At 54.8% G+C, this 17,784-nt stretch carries 15 protein-coding genes; 12 read left to right on the top strand and 3 right to left on the bottom strand.

Annotation, left to right across the window (positions count from 1 at the left end):
* Positions 1 to 48: 48 nt before the first annotated feature.
* Together pdxA and HMPREF9098_RS05470 are read left to right on the top strand one after the other, a co-directional pair.
* On the top strand, positions 49 to 1,032 hold the full coding sequence (gene pdxA, locus HMPREF9098_RS05475) for a 4-hydroxythreonine-4-phosphate dehydrogenase PdxA (RefSeq protein WP_040564295.1): 984 nt from the start codon (positions 49 to 51) through the stop codon (positions 1,030 to 1,032).
* 72 nt (positions 1,033 to 1,104) lie between these two features.
* Entirely contained in the window at positions 1,105 to 1,710 is a 606-nt protein-coding gene (locus tag HMPREF9098_RS05470; RefSeq protein ID WP_003782753.1) for an imm11 family protein, read from the top strand.
* Positions 1,711 to 1,779: 69 nt separating this feature from the next.
* Here the strand turns inward: HMPREF9098_RS05470 and HMPREF9098_RS05465 are convergent, their stop codons facing one another.
* The gene (locus HMPREF9098_RS05465) at positions 1,780 to 3,063 is read right to left on the bottom strand and encodes a valine--pyruvate transaminase (protein ID WP_003782752.1); all 1,284 of its coding nucleotides are present in this window, start codon (positions 3,061 to 3,063) and stop codon (positions 1,780 to 1,782) included.
* A gap of 170 nt (positions 3,064 to 3,233) precedes the next feature.
* Between HMPREF9098_RS05465 and HMPREF9098_RS05460 the strand changes: the two genes are divergently transcribed.
* The gene (locus HMPREF9098_RS05460; protein WP_003782751.1) at positions 3,234 to 3,941 is read left to right on the top strand and encodes an SAM-dependent methyltransferase; all 708 of its coding nucleotides are present in this window, start codon (positions 3,234 to 3,236) and stop codon (positions 3,939 to 3,941) included.
* Positions 3,942 to 4,060: 119 nt separating this feature from the next.
* Positions 4,061 to 4,669 (top strand): hypothetical protein, encoded by a 609-nt coding sequence (locus HMPREF9098_RS05455; protein WP_040564294.1) that lies wholly within the window; start codon positions 4,061 to 4,063, stop codon positions 4,667 to 4,669.
* An 82-nt stretch (positions 4,670 to 4,751) separates the two neighbouring features.
* Here HMPREF9098_RS05455 and recA read toward each other — a convergent pair whose 3' ends face one another.
* Together recA and HMPREF9098_RS05445 are read right to left on the bottom strand one after the other, a co-directional pair.
* Positions 4,752 to 5,867 carry a recombinase RecA gene (recA, locus tag HMPREF9098_RS05450; protein WP_003782749.1) on the bottom strand — a complete coding sequence of 372 codons (1,116 nt, stop codon included), beginning with the start codon at positions 5,865 to 5,867 and terminating at the stop codon, positions 4,752 to 4,754.
* A 175-nt stretch (positions 5,868 to 6,042) separates the two neighbouring features.
* Positions 6,043 to 6,249: a (2Fe-2S)-binding protein gene (locus tag HMPREF9098_RS05445; protein WP_003782748.1), complete on the bottom strand. Its 207-nt coding sequence runs from the start codon at positions 6,247 to 6,249 to the stop codon at positions 6,043 to 6,045.
* A 164-nt stretch (positions 6,250 to 6,413) separates the two neighbouring features.
* On the opposite strand from HMPREF9098_RS05445, the gene HMPREF9098_RS05440 reads away from it, so the two are divergent.
* The 8 genes from HMPREF9098_RS05440 to HMPREF9098_RS05405 form a co-directional block, all read left to right on the top strand.
* Positions 6,414 to 8,630, top strand: coding sequence for a UvrD-helicase domain-containing protein (locus tag HMPREF9098_RS05440; RefSeq protein WP_040564293.1), 2,217 nt, complete (start codon positions 6,414 to 6,416; stop codon positions 8,628 to 8,630).
* Positions 8,631 to 8,965: 335 nt separating this feature from the next.
* A complete protein-coding gene (carA, locus tag HMPREF9098_RS05435) occupies positions 8,966 to 10,099 on the top strand; it encodes a glutamine-hydrolyzing carbamoyl-phosphate synthase small subunit (protein ID WP_003782743.1) in 1,134 nt (377 codons plus the stop codon).
* Positions 10,100 to 10,232: 133 nt separating this feature from the next.
* Entirely contained in the window at positions 10,233 to 11,615 is a 1,383-nt protein-coding gene (locus HMPREF9098_RS05430; RefSeq protein ID WP_003782742.1) for a nucleobase:cation symporter-2 family protein, read from the top strand.
* A 625-nt stretch (positions 11,616 to 12,240) separates the two neighbouring features.
* On the top strand, positions 12,241 to 12,975 hold the full coding sequence (locus HMPREF9098_RS11945; RefSeq protein WP_169309623.1) for a hypothetical protein: 735 nt from the start codon (positions 12,241 to 12,243) through the stop codon (positions 12,973 to 12,975).
* Between the two features lie 6 nt (positions 12,976 to 12,981).
* Positions 12,982 to 16,197 carry a carbamoyl-phosphate synthase large subunit gene (gene carB / locus HMPREF9098_RS05420; protein WP_003782738.1) on the top strand — a complete coding sequence of 1,072 codons (3,216 nt, stop codon included), beginning with the start codon at positions 12,982 to 12,984 and terminating at the stop codon, positions 16,195 to 16,197.
* A gap of 100 nt (positions 16,198 to 16,297) precedes the next feature.
* Positions 16,298 to 17,056, top strand: a complete 759-nt coding sequence (locus HMPREF9098_RS05415; RefSeq protein WP_003782735.1) for a nucleotidyltransferase domain-containing protein — start codon at positions 16,298 to 16,300, stop codon at positions 17,054 to 17,056.
* Complete coding sequence (locus tag HMPREF9098_RS05410; protein WP_003782734.1) at positions 17,049 to 17,372, top strand: DUF6968 family protein; 324 nt, start codon at positions 17,049 to 17,051, stop codon at positions 17,370 to 17,372. Before HMPREF9098_RS05415 ends, HMPREF9098_RS05410 begins: the two co-directional genes overlap by 8 nt.
* Positions 17,373 to 17,464: 92 nt before the next feature.
* The coding region (locus HMPREF9098_RS05405; RefSeq protein WP_003782732.1) for a DNA polymerase beta superfamily protein at positions 17,465 to 17,784 on the top strand (320 nt) is incomplete at its 3' end.

Below are 17,784 nucleotides of genomic sequence, written 5' to 3'. Positions count from 1 at the left end.
GGAAGGGTAAAAAAGCAGCCTGCACTTGGTTTGACGGGAAGATATTGTATGAACGAACCCTTATTGGCCGTTACTTCGGGCGAACCGGCAGGCATCGGCATTGATATTTGTTTGGATTTGCCGAACATGGATTTGCTGTGCCCCGTGGTGGTGCTGGGCGACGAAACCCTGTTGGCGCAACGTGCCGCGCAACTGGGGCGCCATGTTCGCATCCAACGCTGGAGCGGCGAAAAGCAGCCTGCACCCGATGCGCTGAACGTGTACCACATCCCCCTACGCGCGCCTTGCACCGCCGGGCGGCTCGACCCGCGCAATTCGCCTTATGTGGTTGAACTGCTGGACAAAGCGATGGACGGCATTGCAGACGGCGTATTTGCCGGCATGGTCACCGCGCCGGTGCACAAAGGCGTGATTAACCAGCATTATGGCGACAAAATGTATTTCAGCGGCCACACCGAATATCTGGCGGAACGCTCCGGCACGCCGCAAGTGGTGATGATGCTGGCCGGCGGCGGCTTGCGCGTGGCGCTGCTCACCACCCATTTGCCGCTCAAAGACGTGGCGGGGCACATTTCGCCCGAACTGGTGGAAAGCGTGGCGCGGATTTTGGACAAGGATTTGCGCGAAAAATTCCGCCTGCCCAAACCGAAAATCCTGCTGGCCGGGCTGAATCCGCACGCGGGCGAAAACGGCTATCTAGGGCGCGAAGAAATCGATATCATGCAGCCTGCCGCGCGGAAACTGCGCGAAATCCACGGTATCGACATCACCGACCCGCTGCCGGCCGACACGCTGTTCCAGCCGTTTTATCTGGACGGTGCGGACGCGGTGCTGGCGGCATATCACGACCAAGGCCTGCCTGTGCTGAAATATGCCGCGTTCGGCAAGGGCGTGAACATCACGCTGGGGCTGCCGTTTGTGCGGACTTCCGTGGACCACGGCACGGCGTTGGATTTGGCGGGCACGGGCAAAGCACGCTCAGGCAGCCTGCACGCGGCGGTGCTGGCGGCGTTTGAAATGGCGGGCGGCTGAATGTGCAGGCTGCTTTTGGCAACCTGTTTACACCCTTAACAAACGTTCCCGTTAATTAAAAAAGGAATTCAAATGATCTATCAATGGACCAGTGCACCGTATCTTAAATATGCCGAATATGGCGGCAAAACAGAAGAAGATGAGGCCGCCATCTCATGGGATAGTCCAATCCTGGGTACACCGCTGCCACCGTTGTCCCAATGGAAAACCCCGACACTGGTGCAGTATATCGGCGACAGGCGTATCCGCAAACCCAGAATCATTGCCGATGCGGTTTCTACCGGAGGGATTCATCTGATCAGCCAAAAAGCAGCCGATGCGCTGCACGATATTTGGGACAAACACGCCACCCTGTATCCCGTGCTGCTGGAAGACAAGCCCGAAGAGCCTTATTACATGGTGGTGGTGCATACCCTGATTGACTGTTTGGATCGGGAGAAATCCATCGGTTCTAAGGCACTCGAAGAAACCGAGCGCGGACAAAAAGGCTATTTTGATTTAGTGGACGAATGGGTGATGCGCGAGGAAGAAATCGGAGATAACGAATTGTTCGTGCTTCCCGACAGCGATACAGAAATTTATACCACCGAGGCATTCAAACAGCGGGTGCTGCAGGCGGGTCTGACGGGATTTGGCTTTGTCCGATATTCTTATGACGATGAACCCCTTATCAGCTAACCGAACATGAAAAAGCAGCCTGCACTCCATTTTCCAAAGTGCAGGCTGCTTTTTTATCGCAAATATCCTTTACCGCGCAGCATCATACAGTCCGCGCACCACGCGCCCGATGGTGGCGATGCCGTCGCGCAGCGTGGCTTCGTCTTGGGCGATGCTCATGCGGATACATTCGCGGGCGTGGCGCAGGCTGCCCGTGTCCATGCCCACGAAGAAATGCTCGCCCGGAATGATGAGCGTGCCTTCCGCTTTCAGTTGTTCATACAGTTCCTGCGATGAAACGGGCAGGCCGTCAAACCACAGCCACAGGAAAATCGCGCCTTCGGGGCGGTGGATTTTGAGCGGGTAGCCCGCAAATTCGCGTTTCAGGCAGTTGGCGGCAAAAGCAGCCTGCTTGCGGTAAAACGGGCGGATGACGTGTTGCGACAATTGCTTCAAGCTGCCGTCGCGCAGCATGGGGGTGGCAATCGCCGCGCCGAAGCGTGTCGGTGCCAGATTGATGACGGCGTTCATGCTGCTGATAGCGCGCACCACTTCGGCCGATGCCACCACAATGCCGGTACGCACGCCCGGCAGCCCGATTTTGGATAGGCTGAAACACAAAATCATATTGTCGTGCCATGTCAGCGTTGCGTCCGTGTGGATGATGCTGGGGAAGGGCATGCCGTATGCGTTGTCCACAATCAGCGGAATGCCGTGCCGCTGCGCCAATGCGTCCAGCCGTGCCATTTCTTCGTCGGTCAGTACGTTGCCGGTGGGGTTGGTGGGGCGTGAGCAGCAAATTGCGCCGATTTCGCCCGTGTCCCATTCGGGCAGGTGTTCCAGCGTTTCAAAATCGACGCGGTATTTGAAGAAACCGTCCTGTCCTTCGTGCTGCACGTCTTCCATTTGCGGCGGCACGGACAGGAAGTGCTGCCCGTCGATATGCGCGTCGGCATAGCCCACATATTCGGGCGCGAGCGGCAGCAGGATTTTTTTGTCGCCGCCTTCAAATGCGCCGCCGAATAGGTTGAACAGGTAGAAAAAGGCGTTTTGCGAGCCGTTGGTCAGGGCGATGTTGTCGCGCGTGATGTGCCAGCCGTATTCTTGGCGCAGGAAATCGGCCAGCGCGTCAATCAGGCCGGCATCGCCCTGCGGCGTGGAATAATTGCCCACACTTTCGACGGCGGCCTGCGAATCCAGCAAACTGCGCATCACGCGCTCGTAGGCGGCGTTCACTTCGGGCAGCCGCGCGGGGTTGCCGCCGCCCAGCATCAGCACGGGTTCGCTGCCGGCCAAGGCGTTGCCCAAATCGTCCATCAGTTGCAGGATGCCGGTTTTTCGGGTGAATTTTTGGCCGAATTTTGAAAATTTCACGGGTTTCTCCTTGTGGTTGTGTCGGTTTTTTTTCGGTGGGGTTTTGGTGTGGTGCGGCAGGGTGCAGGCTGCTTTTTGCCGTCTGCGCCGCGTTTTGAACGGCTCGGTAAATTATAGCGCAAGCCGTCTTGCCCGGACTACCGTATAATCCGTCTTTTTTGGAGAATGCCATGCCTGCCTTATTTCTGATTCCCACGCCTTTGGGGGCGGCCGATACGCCGTGCCTGCTGCCGCACGAGCAGGCGCACATCGTGCATTTGACCGATTTTGTGGTGGAAGCCGAAAAAACGGCGCGCGCCCACCTGAAACACATGGGCGTGCGCACGCCGATTCGCGAGCTGAACCTTTGCACGCTGAACGAACACACGCCCAAAAGCGAAGTGGCCGCGCTGTTGCAGCCGTTGCGCGAAGGGCGCGATTTGGGTTTGGTGAGCGAGGCAGGCTGCCCCGCCGTGGCCGACCCGGGCGCGGATTTGGTGGCTTTGGCGCATGCGGAAGGTTTTGAAGTGCGGCCGCTGGTGGGCGCAAGCAGCATTTTGCTGGCGCTGATGGCTTCCGGCACAAACGGGCAGAGTTTCGCCTTCAAGGGCTACCTGCCGGCCGACAAAGACGGGCGTGCAGGCTGCCTGCGTGCGTTGGAGCAGCGTTCGCGGCAGGAAAACGAAACGCAGCTGTTCATTGAAACGCCGTATCGTAACGATGCGCTGCTGGCCGATGCTTTGGCCGTGCTGCATCCCGAAACGCGGCTGTGCGTTGCCTGCGATTTAACGCTGCCCAGCCAACAGATTGTGAGCCAAAGCGTGGCGCAATGGCGCAAAATGAGCATGCTGCCGTCTTTGAAAAAACGGCCTGCGCTGTTTGTGCTGCACGCGGCGTGAAGGGCGCAAAAAGCAGCCTGCACTTTAAAAAACGAAGTGCAGGCTGCTTTGGGCAGATATTATGATATGCCCGATAGACGAACCCAATTCGCAAGCAAATGAAACGGCAAGGAATCCCCATGACCATTTTGCAAAAACTCATCAACGCCATGTTGCAACGCATCGAAGCCGTGCCCGTTCCCCAACAGGAGCTGGACGACTTTTTGGCGCAAAACCAAATACGGCTCTGCCCTGAGCATTACCGGTTTATATTGGATTACGGCAACAGCCCTTTTTTAACTCACGAGTTTGCCGACTTATCCTTTAACGAATTTAAAGACTACTATTCGGAAACAGAAACTTTGCCGGATGATATATTGCCGGAACATTATGATTACGTCGGCACCGATTTCGGTAGTGATGGTTTATGTATTGATCCGAATACACAAAAAATCCATACATTTGGTTATGGTGAAATTGATGAGGGCTTTCAGTATGGCGGTTTGTCGGAATTGTTGTTTTACTGTTTGTTTCGAGAAAATCACCGAACCCAATGTTTTGACCTTGTCGAATACCGTACGCCCATTACGGATATAGAGCAGTTCGAACAGGAATATTCGAATGATGAAATTAAGGATGTGTTTCTTTATACCAGATTCTTTTTTAAAGATGGGCGGCTGATTGCCTGCTGGGAGAAAATGGATGCATATAATGTCTATGCAGGCGGCGTATTAGGCCTGTTGGCATAATTCCTCTTTCCTGTAAATCCAACCCAAAAGCAGCCTGCACTTCATTTTCCAAAGTGCAGGCTGCTTTTCTCATCGGCCGATATTATTCGTCATCGAACGGATTGCTATCGTCGTCATGGTCGGCATCGTCGCCGCCTTTTTTCGATTCCAGCACGACGTGGTTTTTCGTCATCAATTCGCGGATTTTGTTCGCGATTTCCTGTGCCACGTCTTCATTGTCTTTCAGCCATTGGCGCACGTTGTCCTTGCCTTGGCCGATTTTGTTGCCTTCGTAGCTGAACCAGGAACCCGATTTCTGAATCACGTCCAGCTCCACGCCCACGTCAATCAGTTCGCCTTCCCAGCTGATGCCTTCGCCGTACATAATGTCGAATTCGGCGGTGCGGAACGGCGGCGCCACTTTGTTTTTCACCACTTTTACCTTGGTTTCTTTGCCCAACACGTCTCCGGCTTTGTTTTCGATTTTGGTGGTACCCGAAATGTGCAGGCGCACGGAAGCATAGAATTTCAGCGCGTTACCGCCGGTGGTGGTTTCCGGATTGCCGTAGGACACGCCGATCTTCATACGCGTTTGGTTGATGAACACTGCCAGCGTGTTGGTTTTTTTGATGTGGCCGGCCAATTTGCGCAAAGCCTGGCTCATCAGGCGCGCGTGCAGGCCGACATGGCTGTCGCCCATTTCGCCTTCGATTTCGGCTTTCGGCACCAGCGCCGCCACCGAATCGATGACCACCATGTCCACCGCGCCGGAGCGCACCAGCATATCGCAGATTTCCAATGCCTGGTCGCCCGTGTCGGGTTGTGACACCAGCAGCTTTTCTACTTCCACGCCCAGTTGGCGCGCATAAACGGGGTCGAACGCGTGCTCGGCATCGATGAACGCGCAGGTGCCGCCCGCTTTTTGGCATTGGGCAATCGATTCCAGGCACAAGGTGGTTTTGCCCGATGATTCCGCGCCGTAAATTTCCACGATGCGGCCGCGCGGCAAACCGCCCACGCCCAAGGCCAAGTCCAGTGTCAGCGAGCCGGTGGAGATGACCTGCAAGCCTTCTTCCTGATGGCTGCCGTCCATTTTAATCACGGCGCCTTTGCCGTAGTTCTTTTCGATTTGTGCCAAAGCAGCCTGCAATGCGGTGGCGCGTTCGGCTTCCGTGGCGGGCTTGTTCACGCCCACCTTGTTGTTTTTTTTCTCTGCCATAAGATTTCCCTAGCTTTCTCAAATTCAATTCGAAACACGGCATTATCGCACACAAATGCGCAATCGCCGAAGAAAAAAACGGCAGCCCGATAAAGCCGCCGTCAAAACAAAGTAAAAAGGAATAGGATAACGGGAATGCCGAATTGGGGCGTTCCCGATGGGGTGCGAAGCGGGTTTAGCGCTCCACGGTAATGGACGAATGCATTTGCGTGTGGGCATTGCCCGCGTTTGCCGTTAAAAAGGAAGTGGCCAAATCCGCACAGCAGCCGCAACAGGTGGCCACACCCAACTGGTCTTTCAAGTCGGTCAAAGAATTGGCGCCGGAAGCCACGGCTTCTTTGATTTTGTGGTCGGTAATCGCATTACAGATACATACAAACATGACACACCTCTGATTCGGCAGAATTCGCCCAAATGATTTCGATAACCGCAATGATAGTGTTTTCTATTCGCCTTAGCAATACCTTCGGAACGATTATTCGCTATTTTGTGGATAAACCACTACAATGCCCTTCATTTTACCTACACACAAAAGCAGCCTGCACCATGTCGTTTTCCGAACAGAATCCGCATTTTTCCTTATTGAACCACCTGAATCCCGAGCAGCTTTCCGCTGTGACCTATCCCGCGCAGTCCGTGCTGGTGCTGGCGGGGGCGGGCAGCGGCAAAACCCGCGTTTTGACGACCCGTATTGCCTGGCTGCTGCAAAACGGCATGGCTGGCGTGAACAATATTCTGGCGGTAACGTTCACCAACAAAGCCGCCAAAGAAATGCAGACGCGGCTGGGCGCCATGCTGCCCGTGTCGTTGCGTGCCATGTGGCTGGGCACGTTCCACGGCCTGTGCCATCGCTTCCTGTGCCTGCATTACCGCGACGCGCAGCTGCCGCAGAGCTTTCAGATTTTGGATGCGTCCGACCAGCTGGCGGTGGTGAAGCGCCTGCTCAAACAGTTGGGCATTGCCGAAGAAACCGTGGCGCCGCGCGTGTTGCAGGGGTTTATCAACGCGCAGAAGGAAAGCGGCCTGCGCGCCGAACAGTTGGAAGCGCCCGACCACCACACCAAACAGTTGATTGAATGTTATGCGCAATACGACGAATTGTGCCGCCGCGAAGGCGTGGTGGATTTTGCCGAACTGATGTTGCGCAGCTATGAAGTGTTGCAGCGGAACGCGGCCTTGCGTACGCATTACCAGCAGCGTTTCCGCCATATTTTGGTGGACGAGTTCCAAGACACGAACACGCTGCAATACGAATGGCTCAAACTGATGGCGGGCGACGGTGCGGCTGTGTTTGCCGTGGGCGACGACGACCAGTCGATTTACCGTTTCCGCGGCGCAAACGTGGGCAATATGACCCGTTTGATGCGCGAATTCGGCATTGATGCGCCGATTAAGCTGGAACAGAATTACCGTTCGGTGGGCACGATTTTGCAGGCGGCCAATGCGGTGATTGCCCACAACACCGACCGCTTGGGCAAAAACCTGCACACAGAGGCGGAGGCGGGCGAAAAAATCCGCTTTTTCTCGGCGTTCAACGATTTGGAAGAAGCCAAATGGATGGTGGACGAAATCAAATCGCTGCACGGCGAAGGCCACGCTTTGCAGCAAATCGCGCTGCTGTACCGCGGCAATGCCCAGTCGCGCGTGTTGGAGCAGCAGCTGTTCCAGTCGGGCATTCCTTATAAGATTTACGGCGGCCTGCGCTTTTACGAGCGGCAGGAAGTGAAGCACGCGCTGGCGTATTTGCGGCTGGCGGTGAATCCGGATGACGATAATGCGCTGTTGCGCGTGATTAACTTTCCGCCGCGCGGCATCGGCGCACGCACGGTGGAAAATATCCAGGCGGCGGCGCAGGGGCAGGGCACGAGCCTTTGGAAAGCAGCCTGCACTTTGGCGGCGAAACAGCAGAAGGTGGCGGCGTTTGTGCGGCTGGTGGACGGACTGACAGAGCAGGTGGGCGTGATTGCGCTGCCCGAAATCCTGCAGAATATTTTGGACGACAGCGGCCTGTATCAGCATTACCGGCAGCAAAAGCAGCCTGCAGAGCAAGAGCGCACCGAAAACTTGGACGAACTGGTGAATGCCGCCCATTTTTTCAAACCCGAAGAAAGTGCGTTTGAAATCCTGCCCGAAAACGCCGAAGCATTGCCCGAATTCCCCATTTTGGCGTTTTTGAGCAATGCTGCGCTGGAAAGCGGCGAAGCGCAGGCGGAGCAGGGGCAGGACGCGGTGCAGCTCATGACCATCCACGCCGCCAAAGGTTTGGAATTCGATACCGTGTTTTTGAGCGGTTTGGAAGAAGGGCGCTTCCCCAGCGAATTCAGCCTGAAAGAGCAGGGTGGCATTGCCGAAGAGCGGCGGCTGATGTATGTCGCCATCACGCGTGCGCGCCGCCGCCTATATTTGAGCATGGCGCAGCAACGCCTGTTGCACGGGCAGACGCAGTTCGGCACCACATCGCGCTTTGTCGATGAAATCCCGGCCCATTTGGTGCACCTGCTGCGTCCCAAAAAGCAGCCTGCACCCGCCGCTTTAACCCACAATCCGCCGCGCCGCGTTGTCGGGCAGGACTTCGGGCAAAAGCAGCCTGCACAAGATTTTGACGGCTTCCACATCGGCCAAAACGTGCGCCACGAAAAATTCGGCACGGGCGTGATTATCGACGCGGTGCAGCGCAACAACAGCGCGCGGCTCACGATTAACTTCGGCAAACAAGGCATTAAAGAGCTCGACACCGCGTTTGCCAAACTGGAAAAACGCTGATGCCCGAAAAGCAGCCTGCACTTTGCCCGATCGCGCGAATCCATAAAACCAATCAAATATAATCGCATGATTTTATTTTGAATATCTGGGTTGAATGCCCGTGCCGGCCAAGTGCAGGCTGCTTTTTTCCTTGAACAAAAACCCCGTTTCGCTTAAAATAGCTTGCTTTCCTGCAAGGCGAAGCACGCACCGGCAGACCAATGAAAGCACATGACACAAATTTAATTTGTTGCGTGTGTTTTTTTTTGAACAAATTTCGCCGCCGCCTTGCCGTATTCCCCCATTCATGCCGTAGGCAGCACATTCTGATTACCCATCTTCACGGAGTCCCATTCATGACCACACCCGCATTACTCGTTCTCGCTGACGGCAGCGTATTTCACGGCACATCAATCGGTTACGAAGGTTCGACTTCCGGCGAAGTCGTGTTCAACACTTCCATGACCGGCTATCAGGAAATCCTGACCGACCCGTCCTACTGCAAACAAATCGTTACCCTCACCTACCCCCACATCGGCAATACCGGCACCAACGCCGAAGACGAAGAAAGCCGCAGCGTTTATGCCGCAGGCTTGATTATCCGCGACCTGCCGCTCTTGCACAGCAACTTCCGCGCCTCCGAAAGCCTGCACGACTATCTGGTGCGCAACAAAACCGTCGCCATCGCCGACATCGACACCCGCCGTCTGACCACGCTGCTGCGTGAAAAAGGCGCACAAGGCGGCGCGATTTTGACCGGCGCGGACGCCACGGTTGAAAAAGCGCAAGAACTCATCGCCGCGTTCGGCAGCATGGTCGGCAAAGATTTGGCAAAAGAAGTTTCCTGCAAAGAAGCCTACGAATGGACCGAAGGCGAATGGGCGTTGGGCAAAGGTTTCGTTACCCCTGCCGAACAGCCGTTCCACGTCGTCGCCTACGATTTCGGCGTAAAAACCAACATCCTGCGTATGCTTGCCGCACGCGGCTGCCGCCTGACCGTCGTCCCCGCCCAAACCAGCGCGGAAGAGGTGTTGGCACTCAACCCCGACGGCGTGTTCCTCTCCAACGGCCCCGGCGACCCCGAGCCTTGTACCTACGCCATCGAAGCCGTGCAAAAACTGATGGCAAGCGGCAAACCCATCTTCGGCATTTGTTTGGGACACCAGCTCATCAGCCTAGCCATCGGCGCAAAAACCCTGAAAATGCACTTCAGCCACCACGGCGCGAACCACCCCGTGCAAGACTTGGACAGCGGCAAAGTCGTCATCACCAGCCAAAACCACGGCTTCGCCGTCGATGCCGACACCCTGCCCGCCAACGCAAGAATTACCCACAAATCCTTATTCGACAACACATTGCAAGGCATCGAGCTGACCGACAAACCCGTGTTCTGCTTCCAAGGCCACCCCGAAGCCAGCCCCGGTCCGCAGGATGTCGGCTATCTGTTTGACAAATTCATTGACAATATGAAAGCGGCAAAAGGCGTTTGACCACCCTGCAGGCTGCCTGGGCAGCAAAAAGCAGCCTGCACCCCTCGTTCTATAAAAACAAAACCTTTGGCAAACCCGATATGGCATGGCCAATCCCGTTTGCTGCCATATCTGCACACATCAAGGAATCCGAATGTCCGCACCGAAATCCCCCGCCACCGATTTGGTTTACCGCCTCGAAGACAAACCGCCTTTTGCCAATGCGCTGCTCAGCGCGGTAACACACCTGCTGGCGATTTTCGTCCCCATGATTACCCCCGCCCTGATTGTCGGCGGCGCATTGAAACTGCCGTCTGAAATGACCGCCTATCTGGTGTCGATGGCGATGGTCGCTTCCGGCGTGGGCACTTATTTGCAGGTGAACCGCTTCGGGCCGGTCGGTTCGGGGCTACTGTCCATTCAGTCGGTGAACTTTTCTTTTGTCGGCGTGATGATTGCGCTGGGCAGCGGCATGAAAGAGCAGGGCATGGACACCAACGCCATGATGTCCGCGCTTTTGGGCGTGGCCTTTGTCGGCGCGTTTCTGGTGGCCGGTTCGGCTTGGCTGCTGCCGTATCTGAAAAAAGTGATTACGCCCACCGTCAGCGGCGTGGTGGTGATGATGATCGGCCTGAGCCTGATTAGCGTGGCGATTACCGAATTTGGCGGCGGATTTACCGCGTTGGGCAACGGCACCTTCGGCTCGATGCAGAACATCGGGTTGGCGGCGTTTGTGCTGCTCGTGGTGCTGGTGTTCAACTGCATGAAAAACCCGCTGCTGCGGATGAGCGGTATCGCCGTCGGCATGGTGGCGGGCTATATTGCCGCACTGGTAATGGGCATGGTCGATTTTTCCGTGTTGCAAAACCTGCCTGCATTCACGCTGCCCGTGCCGTTCAAATACGGCTTTGAATTCCACTGGACAGCGTTTTTCGTGGCCGGACTGGTGTACCTGCTCAGCATTTTCGAAGCCGTGGGCGACTTGACCGCCACCGCCATGGTGTCCGGCGAAGATTATGAAGGCGAAGCGTTCAGACAGCGTTTGCGCGGCGGCGTGCTGGCCGACGGGCTGGTGTCCGTGATTGCCACCGCGCTTGGCTCGCTGCCCCTGACCACCTTCGCGCAGAACAACGGCGTGATTCAGATGACCGGTGTCGCCTCCCGCCACGTCGGCAAATTCATCGCCGCCATTTTGGTGATTTTGGGGCTGTTCCCCGTCGTCGGCCGCGCCTTCACCACCATCCCCAGCCCCGTTATCGGCGGCGCGATGGTGCTGATGTTCGGCTTGATTACCGTGGCCGGCGTGCGCATCCTCATGAGCCACGGCATCAACCGCCGCGAAATGGTAATTGCCGCCACCTCCATCGGCCTCGGCCTCGGCGTGAGCTTCAAACCCGAAGTGTTCGGCCAACTGCCGCTGAAAGAGCTGTTCCAAAACCCCATCTGCATGGGCGGGCTGGCCGCGCTGCTGATGAACCTCGTGATGCCGGACGACAACGCAAGCCGCGTCTATCTCAGCGACGATTTGGAAGTGTAAACCCATTTCAGACGGCCGGAACGGACGGCGTTGGGCGTATAATAGCGGAGCGTGGTGGCAGAAATGAAAAGCAGCCTGCATGACGGCAACGGCTTTTGATTGGTTTTTTGAAGATTATGGCGTGCATGCTGCCTGAAGTGAACGTTTAAAAGGCCGTCTGAAAAACAAAAAGCAGCCTGCACAACCAAGAATCCTTAATCCCAACAGCCACCCCGTCCTCACTCCCGTGGGAGAGAGCTAGAGAGAGGGCAACAAGCCGCAAGGCTTGTGTTTGGGCGGTTAGGGCGTTGGGAAAGATTGCCGCGATTTGGGAGAATGCCCTCTCCCCAACCCTCCCCCACGGGGGAGGGAGCAGGTTGCGGCAGATTCAAGCGTTGCAGGTCGTCTGAAAAAGAATGCCCAAAATATCAACAGCGGGAATTTTTCAGGTAGCCTTATCGCAAGACAGATGGAACAAACGTTGCGAACGTTTTTTCAGACAACCTTTGAATCCATCGGTAGGGCGTGTGCTGCAAGGCACGCACGCGGTGGGTTGGGGTTGCAGGGAAAATGGAGAACACGTGCGTGCGTTCCGCACACACCCTATATGTGGGTTATGGCTTGCTATGCTTACTTCGGAAATTTTATGACATATCCAAATAATGAAGCAAAACCATTTAAACTTTTTGGAAAAGATAAACTGATACATCTAACGTATCCTAACCGTGCAATCCAAATCGCTCGAACTGCTTGTTTTGACTCCACAAAAGGAGCAAAAGGAAGCCAAACACTTGACCCTTATAATATAGATGCAGGTATGAATTTCTTAGGTAAAAAAGGAATTGTGCCGAATTTTGAGATTTATGATAGAGGCGCTGAACTAATTTGCACATGGGAAGGATGGGTTTCCAAACCATTGGAAAATTTAACACCTTTAAATAACATAGATGTGCTATATGATTATTATGGCTCAGATGAATATACTGATTGGTTTGAGCCTAAATATGTTTTACCAAATCATTCATCATGCAAAAATTACCCCCGACTGCTATTAGAAGAAGTTAGGTTTGTTACATCTTATTGTGAAGAGTCAAATTATGATGAAATTCCAATAGACATAAATGAAATTTTTGGTTGGATGAGTACATTAGAAAGACATGATGTTATTCCTCTTATTTTTCAGATAAAAAATTCTTTCCAATATATAAAATTAAGAAATTTATCTCTTAGCAATAAGAGGTGGGAATTAAAAGAGTACTTAAATGAAAAAATTAAATTAAAGAATATTCTGGAAAAATGGGCTTCTATTAAGACCAAAAATTTAAATCAGCAATTAAAGAATAATCCTCTCCAAATTTATTTAAAACCGAACAAAGGCTAAAACACCATGCCCAAACGTACCGACCTAAAATCCATCCTTATCATCGGCGCCGGCCCTATCGTTATCGGTCAGGCCTGCGAATTTGACTATTCGGGCGCACAGGCCTGTAAGGCTTTGCGTGAAGAAGGCTATAAAGTCATTCTGGTGAATTCCAATCCCGCCACGATTATGACCGACCCTGAAATGGCGGATGTTACCTACATCGAGCCGATTATGTGGCAGACGGTGGAGAAGATTATCGCCAAGGAGCGGCCCGATGCGATTCTGCCCACGATGGGCGGCCAGACCGCGCTGAACTGTGCGCTGGATTTGGCGCGCAACGGCGTGCTGGCGAAATACAATGTCGAGCTGATCGGCGCGACGGAAGACGCCATCGACAAGGCAGAAGACCGCGGCCGCTTTAAGGAGGCGATGGAGAAAATCGGCCTTTCCTGCCCGAAATCCTTTGTCTGCCACACAATGAACGAAGCTTTGGCGGCGCAGGAACAGGTCGGCTTCCCGACGCTGATTCGTCCGTCTTTCACGATGGGCGGTTCGGGCGGCGGCATTGCCTACAATAAAGACGAGTTTTTGGCGATTTGCGAACGCGGTTTCGATGCGTCGCCCACGCATGAGCTGCTGATTGAGCAGTCCGTCCTCGGCTGGAAAGAGTACGAGATGGAGGTGGTGCGCGATAAGGCCGACAACTGCATCATTATCTGCTCAATTGAAAACTTCGACCCGATGGGCGTGCATACGGGCGACTCGATTACGGTTGCACCGGCGCAAACACTCACGGACAAAGAATACCAAATCATGCGCAACGCAAGCTTGGCGGTATTGCGCGAAATCGGCGTGGACACGGGCGGCTCGAACGTGCAGTTTGCGGTGAACCCTGAAAACGGCGAGATGATTGTGATTGAGATGAACCCGCGCGTGAGCCGTTCGTCCGCGCTGGCTTCCAAAGCGACGGGCTTCCCGATCGCGAAGGTGGCGGCAAAACTGGCGGTCGGCTTTACGCTGGACGAGTTGCGCAACGACATCACCGGCGGCCGCACGCCCGCGTCGTTCGAGCCTTCCATCGACTATGTCGTCACCAAAATCCCGCGTTTTGCGTTTGAAAAATTCCCTGCCGCAGACGACCGCCTGACCACGCAGATGAAATCTGTGGGCGAAGTAATGGCGATGGGCCGCACCATTCAGGAAAGTTTCCAAAAAGCCCTGCGCGGCTTGGAAACAGGCTTGTGCGGCTTCAATCCGAGAAGCTCCGACAAAGCGGAAATCCGCCGCGAACTGGCGAACCCAGGCCCTGAGCGTATGCTGTTTGTGGCAGACGCGTTCCGCGCGGGCTTCACGCTGGAAGAAATCCACGAAATCTGCGCCATCGACCCTTGGTTCTTGGCGCAAATCGAAGACTTGGTGAAAGAAGAGCAGCAGGTAAGTGCAGGCTGCCTGCAAGATGTGGATTTTGCCGCCTTACGTCGTCTGAAACGCAAAGGCTTCTCCGACAAACGCATCGCGCAGCTTTTAGGCGTAAAAGAAAAAGAAGTGCGCGAACACCGCTACGCGCTGAAGCTGCATCCCGTGTATAAACGCGTCGATACCTGCGCCGCCGAGTTCGCCACCGAAACCGCCTACCTCTACTCTACTTACGAAGAGGAATGCGAAGCGCGCCCTTCCGATCGTAAAAAAGTGATGATTCTCGGCGGCGGCCCGAACCGTATCGGTCAGGGCATCGAGTTTGACTATTGCTGCGTTCATGCCGCGCTCGCCCTGCGCGAATCGGGCTTTGAAACCATCATGGTCAACTGTAACCCCGAAACCGTATCCACCGACTTCGACACCAGCGACCGCCTGTATTTCGAGCCGCTGACGCTGGAAGACGTGTTGGAAATCGTCCGCACCGAAAACCCGTGGGGCGTGATTGTGCATTACGGCGGTCAAACCCCGCTCAAACTCGCCAACGCATTGGTTGAAAACGGCGTGAACATCATCGGCACGTCCGCCGACAGCATCGATGCCGCCGAAGACCGCGAACGTTTCCAAAAAGTGTTGAACGACTTAGGTCTGCGCCAACCGCCCAACCGCATCGCCCACAATGAAGAAGAAGCGCTCGTCAAAGCCGAAGAAATCGGCTATCCGCTGGTCGTGCGCCCGTCTTACGTCCTCGGCGGCCGCGCCATGCAGGTCGTCCACTCCGCCGAAGAGCTGCAAAAATACATGCGCGAAGCCGTGCAGGTATCCGAAGACAGCCCCGTGTTGCTCGACTTCTTCCTGAACAACGCGATTGAAGTCGATGTGGACTGCGTTTCAGACGGCAAAGACGTGGTTATCGGCGGCATCATGCAACACGTCGAACAGGCAGGCATCCACTCCGGCGACTCCGGCTGCTCGCTGCCGCCTTACTCGCTCAGCGAAGAAATCCAAGACGAAATCCGCCGCCAAACCAAAGCCATGGCCTACGCGCTGGGCGTGGTCGGTCTGATGAACGTCCAGTTTGCCGTGCAAGACGGCGTGGTGTTCGTGTTGGAAGTGAACCCGCGCGCCAGCCGCACCGTCCCCTTCGTCTCCAAAGCCACCGGCGTGCCGCTCGCCAAAGTCGGCGCGCGCTGCATGGCAGGCATTTCCCTGCAAGAGCAAGGCGTGGAAAAAGAAGTCGTTCCCGATTTTTATGCCGTTAAAGAAGCCGTGTTCCCCTTCATCAAATTCCCCGGCGTGGACACCATCCTCGGCCCGGAAATGCGCTCCACCGGCGAAGTGATGGGCGTGGGCGCCAGCTTCGGCGAAGCCTACTACAAAGCCCAACTCGGCGCAGGCGAACGCCTGAACCCGACCGGCAAAATCTTCCTCGCCGTGCGCGACGAAGACAAACCGCTCATCGTCAAAACCGCGCAAAACTTCCAAGCCCTCGGCTACGGCGTCTGCGCCACACGCGGCACCGCCGAATACCTGAAAGAGCACGGCATCATCGTGCAAGCGGTAAACAAAGTGCAGGAAGGGCGCCCGCACATCGTGGACGCGATTAAAAACGGCGAAATCGCGCTGGTGGTGAACACTGTCAGCAGCTCGGCGCAATCCATCGCCGACAGCCACAGCATCCGCCGCACCTCCCTCACCCAACGCGTGCCGCAATACACCACCATCGCCGGCGGCGAAGCCATGAGCGAAGGCGCAAAAAGCCGCGACCACTTGGGCGTGTACAGCGTGCAGGAGTTGCATGGACGGTTGAAGGCGTTGAAGTAATGGAAATACAGGCTGCCTGAAAAATAAAAAGCAGCCTGCACAAAGGCCGTCTGAAAACTTTGATTTAAGGTTTTCAGACGGCTTTCTTTAAGGAAGAATCATGAAACAAGCCATTCAAGAAAAACTCACCCACATCGCCCATACCGAGCCGCTGCATTTCCTGCTGGCGGTAGAGAGCGGCAGCCGCGCATGGGGCTTTGCCTCGCCCGACAGCGATTACGACGTGCGCGCCATTTATATCCATCCGCAGCAATATTATCTGCAAATCGACGAAGTGAAAGACACCTTTGAATTTATCGAAAACCAATGGTTTGACGTCGGCGGCTGGGACATCCGCAAAGCGTTGCGCCTGCTGCGGAAAAGCAATGCCACGCTGCTCGAATGGCTGCGTTCGCCGATGGTTTATACGCAGGACGATGATTTCACAGGCCGTCTGAACGCGCTTGCGCCGCAATACGTCCAAGCCGCCGCGCTGCTGCACCATTATCGCGGCATTGCGGGCAACGCTTTGAGAAACATGGATTTGGCACAACCCGTCAAACTGAAAAAATGGTTTTACGTCCTTCGCCCTCTGCTCGCGGCACGGTGGGCGGTGAAACAAGGCGGCATCCCGCCGATGACGCTGGCGGAACTGATGAGCGAATGGCAAACGGACTGCGCCGCCCAAATCACCGATTTGGTGGCCATCAAGGCGGAACAGGACGAAAGTTACCTGCATACGCTGTCGCCCGAATTACAACGCCTGACTGTTGATTTATATAACGAAGTTTCCGAATTATCCGCCCCTGCCGCCCAAGCTGCCGACAGCGCACCACTGAATGAATTGTTCCGCGAAACCTTGGCAGCGGTAAATGGATAAATTTATGCATAAAATCATAGGACATAGAGAATTACATACAGAAAATGGCGAGCCTGTTGAAATTACCATGTATCTCCCCTTTTTTTCTGACGAATACAAAGCGTATATTTGCCAATATAAAATAAGCAAATATGATTATGTGGATGAGGGAAGGGCAATCGGTGAAGATATGTTGCAGGCTATTTATTTAGCTATGATTAAACTTGGTACTATTCTGTCTTACTCCGATTTCTGGAAAAAAGAAAATTTATCTTGGAACGGGGATAAAAATCTTGGATTTCCTTTGCTTGATAATTCCAACCAACAGCAGCCATAAATTGGATTCACAAATCCGACACACAACAAAGGCAGCCTGAACGTGCAGGCTGCTTTTTAATACACAACCACCTCACAAAAGGTCGTCTGAAAATGCTCACCATCGAAGACTTGCACACACAAAACCTGCTTCTGCTCGAAGCCGTTTCTGGCAGCCGCGCCTACGGTTTGGCGACGCCCGAATCCGATACCGACATCAAAGGCGTGTTTTACCTGCCCAAATCTATGTTTTACGGCATGGAATACGTCCCGCAAATCAGCAACGAAACCAACGACATCGTGTATTACGAGCTGGGGCGGTTTATCGAGCTTTTGCTGCAAAGCAACCCAAACACGCTGGAGCTGCTCGCCTCCCCGCCCGACTGCGTGCGCTACCGCTCGCCGCTGATGGACGCGTTCAAAACCGAATGGAG

This window comes from Kingella denitrificans ATCC 33394, from assembly GCF_000190695.1.
GTDB lineage: Bacteria > Pseudomonadota > Gammaproteobacteria > Burkholderiales > Neisseriaceae > Kingella_A > Kingella_A denitrificans.
The sequence above is the reverse complement of the archived record's forward strand: the minus strand, read 5'-3'. Positions and strand labels throughout refer to the sequence as shown.